Here is a 13316-nt window from a genome sequence, read left to right as displayed (position 1 = left end):
ACCGCGTCGCGGCCTTCTTCGTTTGAATCATGTATCCCTCGCTCCGATGTGCGTTCGAGAAGAAGCCGCACTGGCTTTTTCTAGGTAGGCAGGTGCTGGCAACTGTGTTTTTGCAGCTTCGTGGTGCAGAGGTCCTTGCCTTTGCCGGATTGAAAGTTACCGGATGGGCATCGTTTTGTATGTCCCCCTTTTGGGCGACATGACAACGGGCTCGCGTGGTGGCAGCATGGGTATGCATTCGCATGAATGCTACAAAAATAATAGCTATATGTGCTTTGTAAATAAGCGCTGGCGGCTGTTTTGATGCAAAAACTTATCACCCCTGCTCCACCGAAGAACCATCCATGACCCGCCTCTTTCTGCCGTGCCTGTGGGTGTTGCCGACCTGCTGGGCGCCGGAGCCTCGCCGGGCTCCGCGCTTTTGATCAAGGCCTGTGGCAGCATCAACCATGGTTTCACCGTCCCGCACATTCCCTTTGGCGCCCGATGCGGCCCCTGCGCCCCCGGCCGTCCGCGTGGCGGTGGTGGAGGACGACTTCGTCTGCCGCAACGCGATGGCGCATGCCTTGCAAGGCGCGCCCGACATGCATCTGCAGTGGGTGGCCGCCAGCCGCGCCGAGGCACTGGCGGCGTTGCAGGTGGACGATGCGCCGCTGGACGTGCTGTTGTTGGACCTGGGGCTGCCCGACGGTAGCGGGCTTGACGTGTTGGCTGTGCTGCGCGTGCGCTGGCCCCGCGCCGCAGCGATGGTGAGCACGATCTTTGGCGATGAGGTGCACGTTCTGGGTGCCATCGAAGCCGGGGCGATGGGCTACCTGCTCAAGGATCTGCCACCCAGCGCGGTGGTGGACGAAGTGCGCAGCCTGCATGCGGGGGGCAGCCCCATCAATCCGATGGTGGCGCGCAAGCTGCTGCTGCGCCGAGCGCAGTCATCCGTGGCCGCCAAATCGCCAGTGGGTCCGGAGCCGGGTTTGGCCGAGGCGGCAGAGATCACGGAGGTGGGGCCGTCGGCGCGCGAGGCCGAGCTGCTGCGGATGGTGGCACGCGGCTACACGCTGGACGAGGTGGCGCGGGCGATGGGGGTATCGCGCCACACGGTGCGTACTTTTGTGCGGCGCGTGTACGCCAAGCTGCAGGTGACGACCCAGGCCGAGGCGGTGAGCGCTGCGGCGCGCAAAGGGTGGATCGATGTGGCTTGAGCTCGCGCGCCTGGCGCTGCGGCTTTTTCTGGCCGGGGCCGCCGCCTGGGGCGTGGCGCTGGCAGACGTACCGTCCCCCGCACACCTGATGCAGGCAGAGGCTTGGGGTTCCACCAGCGGGGGCTGGGCGCCGCCACCCTCGCTGCACGAATCACCCGATGCAGTGCTTTCGAGCGCCACGCCGTGGAGCACGGTGGATCTGCCACATGCCCGCGCGCGCAGTACGGTTTCGACAGCCGCGCAGGCCGATGCGCCCCCCGAGGTGTGGTGGTATCGCCTGCGGGTGCCGGCCGAGGCGCTGGTGGCCACGCCGCAGGGCTCGCGCCTGTACATCCCGCGCTGGCAGACAGTGGGCACGGTGGCGGTGTATGCCAATGGGCGCCTGGTCTGGCAGACGCACGGCAGCCGCGTATGGAACAGCTTCAATCGCCCGGTTTGGGTGGACTTGGCGGGCCATGCCGCGCCCGGCGCTGCGCTGGAGGTGCACGTGCGCATGGCCAACCTGCCGGGCGTGGGTGGGGCCCTGTCCACGGTGTGGGCGGGGCCGGCCGAGGCGCTCTGGCCAGGGTGGCGGCTGCGCAGGCTGCTGCAGACCGAGCTGGTGGCGTACCTGCGCGGGGCCTACCTGGTTCTGGGTGTGCTGGCGCTGGCGGTGTGGCTGGGGCTGCGCGGCCGGGGTGAAAGGGGCTATCTGCTGTTCTTTCTCCTGTCGGTGGGGCACCTGCTGGCCACGCTGTTCTATTTGGTGGATACGGAGGGCTTTGATGTGCCCGATGCCTGGTTTTCGTGGCTCACGCTGGCGGGCTCACTCGGATCGTCGGTGTGCTCCTTCTTGCTGCTGCGGTTGATGCAGGGCCTGCGCTACCCCCGGCTGGCGCGGGTGCTGCTGACCTATTGTGGTGTGGTGGCGCTGGCGGCACTGCCCCTGTGGAACGTGCGACACGAGGCGATGCTGCCGCTGCTGCGCCTGGCGCTGTTTCCGCCAGGGATGGTGGTGCTGTGTGTGGCACTGTGGGGCGCGTGGTCTGATCGATCGTGGCCCAGCGTGCTGCTGGGGAGTGCAGTGGCGCTGTCGTTTCCGCTGGCTTTTCATGACCTGGCGATGCAGCGCTACCTCATCAGCATCGAACACGTCTACCTCACGCCCTATGCCTACATGGGGGTTTTCACGATGTTCATGTGGGTTGCGTTCACACGCTACCAGCGCGCCCTGGGCGGCGCCGAGCGGGCCAATGCGGTGCAGGCCGAGCGCCTGGCCGCACAGGAGCAGCAGTTGCGAGAAACGCACGAGCTGCTGCGGGTTGCCGAGCGCGAACAAACGCTGCTGCACGAGCGCCAGCGCCTGATGAGGGAGATGCACGATGGCGTGGGATCGTCGCTGATGAGCGCACTGCGGCTGGTGGAGACCGAGCCTGCGACACCTGTGGACGTGGCGCAGGTGCTGCGGGAATGCATCGACGACCTGAAGATCTCCATCGACTCGCTGGAGCCCGTGGACGCGGACCTGCTGGTGTTGCTCGCAGGCCTGCGCTACCGGCTGGGATTGCGGCTGGAGGGGGCGGGTCTGGTCATGCACTGGCAGGTGGACGACCTGCCGCCGCTGCCTTGGCTGGACGCGCAAAGCGCCCTGCATGTGCTGCGCATCCTGCAGGAGGTACTCACCAACATCCTCAAGCACAGCGGCGCAACGGAGATCACGCTGAGCACCGCCGAAGCACCCCGGCCTTCGCCGGATGGCGCCGGCACCCGCAACGACGACACGCCCGGCGTGCAGGTGCGCGTGCGAGACAACGGCCGCCCGTTCACACCGCCCGCGCCGCAAGCACTGGCGCCCGCCCGCCGGGGCCTGGCCAACGTGCACAGCCGCGCGCTGGCACTGGGCGCACATTGCTCCTGGAGCCGTGATGACGAGGCTGGGGCACAAGGCTCGGCGTTCACGCTGTGGCTGCCGCTGCGCAAGCAGGGTTGATCGCTGCCCGCTGCTGCCTACAAGACGCCCACCCGGGTCTCGCCCCACTTGCTTGTTTGCCCCAATCACCCTGTGACCTCAGAGCGGCGGCCTTTCAGCCGCCACGTTATCGAATGCAACAGCCCACTATTCTCCAGATTCTGTTTTTTTGTTGGTTCTCTGTGTTTTCCCAAGCGGCAGCTGCCCTTGACTGCGCCGAGACTTTGCTGGGTGACTATGCCCTCGAAGAAAATGGCACCGCTGTGCTTCGCGTGGAGAGAGCCAACGGCCGTATCCATACGCGGCACAAGGACGACAACGGCCAATGGAGCACGAGGTTTTTTGAAGGCCCGGTATTGCCGTCGGATCAAGTGCGCAGGGTCATGGACGTGGACCCTGCGGACCGTTCGGCACCGCTGTGCGGTCTGGGGATGGACGGCGGTGTGTTGTTCCAGCTTCCGGTCGGCCATGAATACGCCGTCAGCAGCGCCACCGAGAAATCCACTGTCCCTAGAAAGGTCCTGAGCGGCTATCTGTACTACGAGGCCAGCGGGTTTGCCATGGGGGCCACCGACTTGTTCCCGGTGGCCCGCGTGGGTGTGTCGCCCCCGGTGCCCCCTGCGCCCGCAGCAGCGGTCAGCGGCCGTGAGGTTCCGGTTTCGGCCACTTGCCCGGGGCAAATTGCGCCCGACATGGGCCAGGCGGCCTTTGACGCCCTGCCATCCGGGCAGAAGAACTGGTTTCACCGGCTGGACACCAAAGCCCAAACGAGATTCGTCTGCGGGCAATACCTGAACGATCTGATGAGCCTGAGCACGCACCTGAGCGCTGCACTGGATGCACCGAGAGGCGACACTCTCACGAAGATTTCCGCCTTGCTGCGCGCTGGGCAAGTCCCCCGCAATGCCGACGGAAAGGCCTCCTGGAGCTCGGCGTCGCAAAGCTTGCTGGCCAGCAACCAGGGCACGCGGGGCGAAAAGATTCCTTTCCAGGACGAGTTCAACGCGCTGTTTGCCAAAGGCATCCTGCCTCGGCTCGATGATGGGGAAGGCAGCGAACATGACCTCCACCAGCGGATTTACCTCTTGAAGGAAGTGATTCTGATGCCACCGGACCTGGGGGTTGCGGCGCTGAGGACATTGAACCGGAGAGGCCTTCTGCGCCGCTCACCGCCCCGTTCGTCGCAAAGCGTCGCACTTCAGCTCTTGCAGTTCAGTACCCCGCGCATTCCCGCGGAAACCTTCGACTACCTGCTGGCAGAGGCTGGGCCCAGTGCCGCCAACGACGATGGCGTGATGACGACCTTGATTGACACCAATGGCATCGAAGGTGTGCGGCGAATGCTCCATGCCGGGGCCAGCCCGGCCCAACGCGGCTGGTTGGCCAGGGCCCGCATGAACCCCGCTGCCGCATCCGGCATCTACCCCTTGCTCCTGGATGCCGCTGTGGCCGCTGCAAAGGCAAACCCGGCCCAGGCCCGTATTCTTGCCGACCAAACGACGCTGGTGCTCGGCAAACTTCTGGCCCAGTGCTCCAGCGATCCCGCGCGCTGGAAAGAGATTGATTTTCTGGTGGCGCAAGGCGCCAGGGTGCAGGGGGTATTTGACAACCAGGAGTTTTCCGAAACCAACCTCGGTGTTTTTGCACGAAGGTGCCCGGAAGGGTTCAAGGGCTTGCTCCAGCGGGGTTTGCCCCTGAACGTCAACTACCCCTACCCCAAGTACGCAGGGCAACGGCAGGACACGCCATTGCTGATGTACCTGACCGTGGGGATGGAGGACCATCCGCCGCAGGCGCAGATGGTGGTGGAGATGCTCAGCCGGCACAACAACGCCAACGTGCGCCCGACCTGTCCGGGCTGCAACCCCCTGAACCCCCTGGAGATGGCAATCTTCTTCGGCGATGTCGCCACGGTGAAAGCGCTTCTCGATTTTGGGGCGGACCCTAACGATCCGAATTCCGATGGCAGGCCGCCGTTCATCCGGGCCGTCATAGAGAACAGCGTCGAGAAGCTGGAGGTGATGAACGCCAAGACCCCACTCGACGTCCACCGGCTGGACAAGAAAAACATCTCCCTGCTGGCCTGGGCGAATTGTGCGGGGGCCAAGGATGCGGCGGCCTGGCTCAGCGGCCGGGGCGTGGTCAGCAGCGGCGAGGCGCTGTGCCAAAAGCGCTAGCGAGTCCGTCTCGGACGGAAGGACCCTAGAAGGTTTCAGGGCAATGGCTGCTGCCACAGGTGCTGCGCCGACCGTGCGTGATTTCTGAGTCTGCAGGTGCTTTCGGCTTCATTGACGGGGTAACGCATGACCATTGCCGCTGCATCGATTTCCCTTGCCCCCATCCGGTAGTTGCACTAAGCTGATTCCGTACGATGGGATGAACCCACATGGCGCCTGCCAATGCCCACTCAGAGGCACCTGCGGCGTCGGAAACGATGGCAGAGGGAGGGGGCTGCGTTGGACACCACGCATTCTTTGGGTAATTCTTCCAGCAACAACCGCTCGGAATTTCTGTCCACGCTGGCGGCTGACACACGCCACCGGCGCATGGCGTGCATAGCGCTGTGTGCGTCCTTCCTGATCTTTGTGGCGGCGGCGCCTTTCGCGCGCGTGGCCTTGCCGCAAGTCAGCGCATTCATTCCGATTTACCAGACTGCGCTGGTTACCAATGACCTGATCACTGCCGTTCTGCTGCTCGGGCAATACAGCTTCCTGCGATCCCGTGCACTGCTGGTGCTGGGGACGGGCTACCTCTTCTGTGCATACATGGCGGTGGCACATGCACTGAGCTTTCCCGGGCTTTTTGCCCCCACCGGCGTATTGGGTGCGGGGCCGCAAACCACGGCGTGGTTGTACTTTCTATGGCATGGCGGCTTTCCACTGTTTGTCGTCGCCTATGTCTGGTTGAAGGAGCCTGCGGCCCACGATGCGACCCGTCAGGTGCGGGCAGCAGGGTCGGCGCACCGGGCCATTGCTTGGGCCATTGTGGGCGCCATGGCGCTGGCGATGGCGCTGGTGCTGCTGACCACGGTCGGCCACGATGTCCTGCCGCTGCTGATGCGCGGTAACCAGGACGATTCGGGCAAGCGTCTGGTGGCTTTCTGCACGTGGACCTTGTCGCTGGCGGCGCTGCTGTACCTGTGGCGCAAGGCCCGCAGTGTGTTGGACCTGTGGCTGATGGTGACGCTGGTGGCATGGCTGCTGGACATTGCCCTCGCGTCGGTATTGAACGGCGCGCGTTTCGACCTGGGCTTCTATGGCGGGCGCGTCTATGGGCTGCTGGCATCGTCTTTCGTGCTGGTTGTCTTGCTGCTGGAAAACAGCCGTCTGTACGGCGATCTGGCCAACGCCAATGTGCGTGAACGCCAGCGCAGTGCAGAACTGGAACAGGCGCGCAACGAAGCAAATGCGGCTGCCCAGGCCAAGTCCAACTTTCTGGCGGCCATGAGCCACGAAATCCGCACGCCCATGAACGGCGTCATTGGCATGATCGACGTGCTTGCGCGCTCCAGCCTGAAGAGCCCGCAGGTTGCCATGGTGGACCTGATCCGGGAGTCCGCGTTTTCGCTCTTGAGCATCATTGAAGACATTCTTGATTTCTCCAAGATCGAGGCGGGCCACCTCGATGTGGAGAGCGAGCCCATGGCCGTGGGGGAGGTGGTCGAAAAAGTCTGCGCCATGCTCAACCGCCTGGCCGAAAAGCAGGGTGTGGAACTGACACTGTTTACCGATCCCGAGATTCCCCACAGCGTATTGGGCGATGCCTTGCGTCTGCGCCAGATACTGATCAATCTGGTCAACAACGCCATCAAGTTTTCTGCGGGTGGACGCACTGCCGGGCGGGTGGAGGTGCGTGCGGTGCTGGTGCAGCAGCAGCCCCAGAGCGTCACGCTCGAATTCCAGGTCATCGACAACGGTATCGGCATGGGGGAAGCCACGCTGGCCACGCTGTTCACGGCCTTTACCCAGGCCGACGTATCCACGACCCGGCGCTTTGGCGGCACGGGGTTGGGCCTGGTCATTTCCGGCAACCTGGCGCAGCGCATGGGGGGCAGCATCTCCGTGGCCAGTGCGCCGGGTGCTGGCTCCACCTTCACCCTGCGCCTGCCTTTTACCTGTGTTTCGCCGGCGGGCGGCGAAGCGCAACCTGCACCATCGTTGGTGGCAGGCCTGTCCTGTCTCATCATTGGCAATGGCAAGACGCGCACCGGCGACCTGGTGACGTATCTGGCCAATGCCGGGGCGCAAACCCAGCAGGTGGTGAATCTGGACGCGGCCGGTCAACTGGCGCCCAGCCTGGCGCCCGGCCCCTGGGTCTGGGTGGTCAATACCGAAGCCGACAAGCCCCCCTCGCTGGACAGCCTGCGCGCCATCGCACGCGCCAACCCGGGTCTGGCGCCCCATTTTGTGGTCATAGGCCACGGGCCCCACCGCTATCCGCAGCAGTTCGACGCAGACAGCGTCTCCGTGGACGGCAACGTGCTGACCCGCAGCGCGCTGCTGCGTGCGGTGGCCGTCGCGGCGGGCCGTGTCCCGTACCAGGACGAACAGAACGCGCTGGCGCCTGCGCGCTACGCGGCCGTGCCGATAGCGCTGTCGCGCGAAGAAGCGCGGCGCCAGCGTCGCCTGATCCTGGTGGTGGAGGACAACGACATCAACCAGAAGGTCATCATGCAACAGCTGTCGTTGCTGGGGCTGACCGCAGACCTGACGGGCGATGGGCTGCAGGCGCTGATCCGCTGGCGCAGCGGTGACTATGCCCTGATCGTGACCGATCTGCACATGCCCGGCATGGATGGCTACCAGCTTGCCTCCGTCATCCGCGCCGAGGAGCAAGAGCGTGCCAATGCCCTCGTACGTGCCGGGAAAGCGTTGGAACCCCCGGTGCGCATCCTCGCGCTGACCGCCAATGCGCTCAAGACCGAAGCCCAGCGTTGCAAGGATGCGGGCATGGACGACTACATGAGCAAGCCCGCTCCGCTGTCGGAGCTGCAGGACTTGCTCGAGCGCTGGTTGCCCCAGCCTGCGTCCGCTGTGCCTGTGGCGGAGGGGGTGGCCAGCGATATGCAATCCCCGCCCACAGGGCCGGTGGACATCCAGATCCTGCGCAGCCTGGTGGGAGACGACCCGCAGCTCATCCGCGAGTTCCTGCAGACCTTTCGCATCAGTGCTGCGCGCATTGCGCAGGAGGTAAGCCAAGCCTACTGCGCTGGCAGCGCGGCCAAGACCGTGGCCGCAGTGCACAAGCTCAAGTCGGCCGCACGCTCGGTGGGGGCCATGGCGCTGGGCGACCTGTGTGCGGACATGGAGCAGGTTGGCGCGGCCGGTCAAATCGACGCGCTGGCGCTGGCGTTTGAGCACTTCAAGCTGGAGATGAGCGCCGTTGATCGGCACCTGGCCGAGCTTTTGTCCAACGACAGGCAGGACGGTGCACCATGAGCACCAAGTCGGACATCCACATCCTGGTGCTCGATGACGAGCCCTTCATGCTCAAGCTGCTGGCCCGGTTGCTGATGAATCTGGGTTTCACCCGTGTCGCGACTTGCGACAACGGTCAGACCGCCCTGGAGCGGGTGGACGATGCCGCGCTTGCACCCCAAATCATCCTGTGCGACCTGAATATGCCCGGCATGGACGGCATTGAGTTCGTGCGCAAGTTGGTGGAACACGGGTATGCGGGCAGCCTGATCCTGGTCAGCGGTGAGGACGAACGCACCCTGCAGTCGGCCCGCACGCTGGTGCAGGCCCATCACATTGAAGTGCTGGGCAGCCTGCAAAAACCGGTGTCGCCGCAGGCGTTGCACCAACTGGTCGAGAGATGGGTGCCGCCGGCAAGGGTGACCCAACACCTGCAAGGCAAGGGCTATGCCGTCGAGCGCCTGGCCCAGGGCATCGAGGTGGGAGAACTGGTCAACTACTACCAGCCCAAAGTCTCGGTCTCCACCGGCGCTGTGGTGGGCGTGGAGACCCTGGTGCGGTGGCGCCATCCGCAGGACGGTTTGGTGTTTCCAGACCAGTTCATCGGCATGGCCGAAGCCCACGGCTTGATCGACGCACTCACCCAGGTGGTGTTGGCGCAGGCGCTGCGAGACAGCGCCTCATGGGCGCTTCAAGGCTTGAAGATCAAGGTGGCCGTCAATGTGTCCATGGACAACCTGCATGCACTGGAATTCCCCGAGCAGATCACGGCTGCAGCTGCCGCTGCCGGGGTCGCACCACAGTCCATCGTTCTGGAGGTGACGGAAAGCCAGTTGATGAAGGATTTGCGGGCGCCCCTGGAGATCCTGACGCGCCTGCGCTTGCGCCGGTTCAAGCTTTCGATAGACGATTTCGGCACGGGCCATTCGTCGCTGGTGCAGTTGCGCGATGTGCCGTTTGACCAACTCAAGATTGACCGGAGTTTTGTCCATGGGGCCCACCACAACGAAACCTTGCGGGCCATTTTTTATGCCAGCCTGGGCCTTGCCAAGGAACTGGGCATGGAGGTGGTGGCGGAAGGTGTGGAAGACGCCGCCGACTGGGAATTCTTGAAAGATACGGGATGCGACCTGGCCCAGGGCTACTTCATTGCTCGGCCTATGCCGGCAGACCAGGTTCTGGTGTGGGTCGCGGGTTGGCAGCAGCGCTGGGCTGCGGGGTATCCTGGTACTCCGTTTGCGTGATGACGGGGCTTGGCGATGCGTCCGGGATGAGGAGGACCTTGGAGGCCCTCTGAAGGGTATTGAGACGGCACTTCCGTCTTCCTGCAGGTCCGTGTCGAAAGGATGGACTGCAAAGCGCCTGAGCTCTTGCGCTACATCGCCCAAATCCGTGGCGCCTCGCCAGCCAGTTCCCACAGCGCCTGCCGCCATGCCGTTCGCACGGCCTTGAGCAACTGCATCGCTGGCTCCACCTGCGGCGCCAGCACGCGGACTACGACCATCTGCGCATTGGGGCTGGTGGCCCCTGCGGTCGCCTTGAGCGCATGGGTGTCCATCACGGCGCGGGCGGTGTCCAGCGCGGTGTCGCGCCGCGCCCGGTCCAGCGGAGCGCCCGCCGCAAAAAACAGGCTGGCCACACAGCGGTGCCCAGCCAGTCCCAATGGGCTGTGCATCAGCCGGTGGTCGGCAGCGTGGATGGCGCCGCGTTCCAGCCACAGGCCGGGCACTTCAAGGTGCTGCACGAACCGGCCGGTTTCAAAGGGTTGGTCGGCGTGGGGCAGGCCCAGGGCCGTCACGTCCCAGCCCATGCATTCGGCGCCGGGTGCAAGGTTCAGCGTGAGGTGGTTCTCGGCATTGCAGGCGTTGTAGCAAAGCGCCTCCAGTGGCAACCATTCCAGCCGCGCACCTTCGGCGAGCGTGAGGTGGCTGCGCTGCAGCGCCAGCGGGCCGGTGGATCGGTAAAAGCGTGTGGCGCCGGGGGTGGTGACCAGGCCATGGGCGCCCGGGCCCACGGTGGCGGTGATGTCCAGCGTGTCGCCGCCCACCAGGCCGCCGGGCGGGTGCACCAGCACGTTGTGGCAGATGCCATCGCCCTCGGGGTACAGGCTTTGCAGGATGCGCAGCGGGCCGTTGTGCTCGTACCGTGCCACGGTGCGGGTGGCGTTGGGGGTGGGGCCTTCAACGGTGTAGTCGAGCTGCAGGCGGGCGTGCCAGGACATGGATGAATCACTGCCGAGCTGCGCGGCTGCTATTAAATGAATAGCTGATTATGCCTCTGCGACTTTTTGCACGGCGGCTTTGAAGGATCGCATTCAGCCGGATAGCTAGGCGGGGAGCCGCAGACAGTGCTTTTGCACGGCAAGGCTCCCCAACGACGCTAGCTGGTTGAAGGCAAATCCGCAGGGCACTAAGCCACCTTGGCTACAGGAGGTACCCAGCTGCGCAGCTTGCCGGGGTTGAGCAGTCCCTGCGGATCAAAGCGCTGCTTGATGCTCACCACGGCCGGGTCCAGGTTGTTCTGCTTGCCGTCTTCCACGATGTAGACATGCGGGTTGTTGATCTGCACGCCATGGTCGCGGTAGATCTGCATGATCTGGTTCAGGCGCTCTTCGGTGCTGTAGCGGATGAGCTGGAGCCCGCTGCAGTTGAAGGCGCCTTCCTTGGTGCGCAAAAACTCCAGGTGCATCATCACCTCGCCGCCCAGGGCCTTCTCCAGCGCCTTCACCTGCTCCAGCCGGGTGGCGGGGTTGAAGCCGCTCTGGATGTAGGTGAGCGTCTTGTCCACCTTCAGCGCGTGCAGGGTGGTGTGGTTCCAGGTGTATTCGAGCAGGGTCTTGTGGCTCTTTTCCACTTCGTCGGCGGTCTTGCGGTAGCTGACGCTGCCGCCGTACTTGGTGGCCATGTCGCGCATGCCGTCTTCCGAGTACGGGGCCACCAGCAGCATCACCGCGTGGCAGCCTGCGGGCAGGTGCTCGGCCAGGCTGGTGAAGTAAGCCGGGATCGGTGCGGCCAGAAAGCACACCTCCTTTTTCTCCAGCCCCGGCGCGGCGCCAAAGCGGTCGGCAAACTCCAGCGCGGCGTCGAAGTCGGTGAAGGTGACGATGCATTCCGTCCACGCCACGGCGGGGGTCAGCGCCACTTCCAGCTCCAGCACGATGCCGTTGGTGCCGTAGGTGTGGTGCAGCAGCATGGCCTCGGGGCCGCGCAGCTCGATGAGCTGGGGCTCGGGCTCCACCGTCATGGCGCGCACGGCCAGCACGTTGCCCGGTGCGGCCAGCGGGCCGTGGTTGATCGACCCGGCCCCGCCAAAGCCGCCGCCGAACAGCCCGCCCAGCGTGGCGCTGCGGTAGGTGGAGGGCAGCCAGCGCAGCTCCTGCCCCAGGGGCTTGGCCTGCGCGTCGAAATCCGACAGGCGGATGCCTGCCTGCGCCCGGCCTACGCCGCCGCGCACCCAGCCAAAGCCGTTGTAGCCAGACAGGTCCAGGATCACCCCGCCATGCAGCGGCGTGCTCTGCCCGTAGTTGCCGGTGCCGCTGCCGCGCACGGTGAGGGGAATCTGCGCCTTTGCACAGGCGGCCACCACCTGGCGGATCTCGTCCTCGGTGCGCGGGCGCACGGCCACGTCGCCGCGCTTGCCGGCCAGGTCGCGCTTGAGCACGGGACTGAACCAGGCAAAGTCCTGCGACAGGCGGCCCACGCGCAGCGGGTCGGCAATCCAGTCCAGGCCGGGCAGTTGTTCGGGCAGTTGGTGGGCGGTGGTGGTGGTCATGCCTGTCTCTCCTGTCGGTGCGGCGGGTGGTGGCAGGCAAAGCGCGGCCCCCACCACGCGTGCGCGGTGTCGAAAATGGGTGTGGTGCAAATGGCGGGTCAGTCGTGCGAGTTTTCGCTGGCGTGCCAGCTGCCCAGGGCCACTCGGGTGCCCCAGGCCATCAGCGCGAACAGCGCCACCCCGGTCAGCGATATCAGCAGCAGCGCGGCGAACATGCGCGGTATGTTGAGCTGAAAGCCCGCCTGCAGGATCTGGTACGCCAGGCCCGCGCCCTGGCCGCCCGTGCCGGCCACGAACTCGGCCACCACGGCGCCAATCAGCGCCAGCCCGCTGGAGATGCGCAGCCCGCCAAAGAAGTAGGGCAGCGCGCTCGGTATGCGCAGGCGCAGCAGGGTCTGCATGCGCGTGGCACGGTTGAGCTGGAAGTAGCTTTGCAGGTCAAGCTCCACGCTGCGCAGGCCCAGCGTGGTGTTGCTGATGATGGGGAACAGCGCCACCAGCGCGGCGCAGATCACCATCGACGCGGTCGGGTCCTTCACCCAGATGATGATCAGCGGCGCCACCGCCACGATGGGCGTGACCTGCAGCAGCACTGCATACGGGAACAAGGCCGTCTCGATGCGCTTGCTCTGCACGAACAAGAACGAGATCAGCACCCCGGCCACCGTGGCCACGGCAAAGGCCAGCACGGTGATCTTGACGGTGACCCAGAGCGAGCCACCCAGGGTCGCCCAGTCGGTGAACAGCGTCTTGAGCATGAGCAGGGGCGAGGGCACCAGGTAGGGCGGCAGCTCCATGGCCGTGACCAGGCCCTGCCATAGCGCGATGAGCACCAGGCCCACGAGCAGCGGGTAGACCACGCGCTGCACGCGTGGCTGGGCCATGAGGGGAACGCGCGCTGCGGCGGGCTTGGGCGCCTTGGCGCGGGCGGGTTGCCCGCTGCGATCGACCGGTGCGGGCGCTGCAGGTGCAGTAGGGTAA

8 protein-coding genes are annotated in these 13316 nt (G+C 65.2%); 5 read left to right on the top strand and 3 right to left on the bottom strand.

The genetic code is table 11. The features are described from left to right. Window positions 1-449: 449 nt before the first annotated feature. The 5 genes from ASE52_RS19895 (at window position 450) to ASE52_RS19875 (ending at window position 9808) form a co-directional block, all read left to right on the top strand. On the top strand, window positions 450-1199 hold the full coding sequence (locus tag ASE52_RS19895; RefSeq protein ID WP_057228720.1) for a response regulator transcription factor: 750 nt from the start codon (window positions 450-452) through the stop codon (window positions 1197-1199). Beyond that, complete coding sequence (locus ASE52_RS19890) at window positions 1189-3168, top strand: ATP-binding protein (RefSeq protein WP_057228718.1); 1980 nt, start codon at window positions 1189-1191, stop codon at window positions 3166-3168. The genes ASE52_RS19895 and ASE52_RS19890 overlap by 11 nt, the downstream gene beginning before the upstream one ends. Window positions 3169-3224: 56 nt before the next feature. After that, entirely contained in the window at window positions 3225-5324 is a 2100-nt protein-coding gene (locus ASE52_RS19885) for an ankyrin repeat domain-containing protein (protein WP_140426300.1), read from the top strand. Window positions 5325-5621: 297 nt separating this feature from the next. Next, window positions 5622-8585: an MASE4 domain-containing protein gene (locus ASE52_RS19880; RefSeq protein WP_241777065.1), complete on the top strand. Its 2964-nt coding sequence runs from the start codon at window positions 5622-5624 to the stop codon at window positions 8583-8585. Next, window positions 8582-9808: an EAL domain-containing response regulator gene (locus ASE52_RS19875; protein ID WP_057228715.1), complete on the top strand. Its 1227-nt coding sequence runs from the start codon at window positions 8582-8584 to the stop codon at window positions 9806-9808. The genes ASE52_RS19880 and ASE52_RS19875 overlap by 4 nt, the downstream gene beginning before the upstream one ends. 131 nt (window positions 9809-9939) lie before the next feature. Here the strand turns inward: ASE52_RS19875 and ASE52_RS19870 are convergent, their stop codons facing one another. The 3 genes from ASE52_RS19870 to ASE52_RS19860 all read right to left on the bottom strand — a co-directional run bounded on the left by ASE52_RS19870 (window position 9940) and on the right by ASE52_RS19860 (window position 13219). Continuing rightward, on the bottom strand, window positions 9940-10785 hold the full coding sequence (locus ASE52_RS19870) for an urease accessory protein UreD (RefSeq protein WP_057228714.1): 846 nt from the start codon (window positions 10783-10785) through the stop codon (window positions 9940-9942). A 188-nt stretch (window positions 10786-10973) separates the two neighbouring features. Next, complete coding sequence (locus tag ASE52_RS19865; protein ID WP_057228713.1) at window positions 10974-12335, bottom strand: FAD-binding oxidoreductase; 1362 nt, start codon at window positions 12333-12335, stop codon at window positions 10974-10976. 98 nt (window positions 12336-12433) lie between these two features. Beyond that, window positions 12434-13219, bottom strand: coding sequence for an ABC transporter permease (locus ASE52_RS19860; protein WP_140426322.1), 786 nt, complete (start codon window positions 13217-13219; stop codon window positions 12434-12436). Window positions 13220-13316: the final 97 nt, after the last annotated feature.

Origin of the sequence: Acidovorax sp. Root275, from assembly GCF_001428965.1 — a bacterium.
Classification (GTDB): domain Bacteria; phylum Pseudomonadota; class Gammaproteobacteria; order Burkholderiales; family Burkholderiaceae_C; genus Acidovorax; species Acidovorax radicis.
Note: the sequence above shows the minus strand (reverse complement) of the source record. Positions and strands in the feature narration are given on the sequence as shown.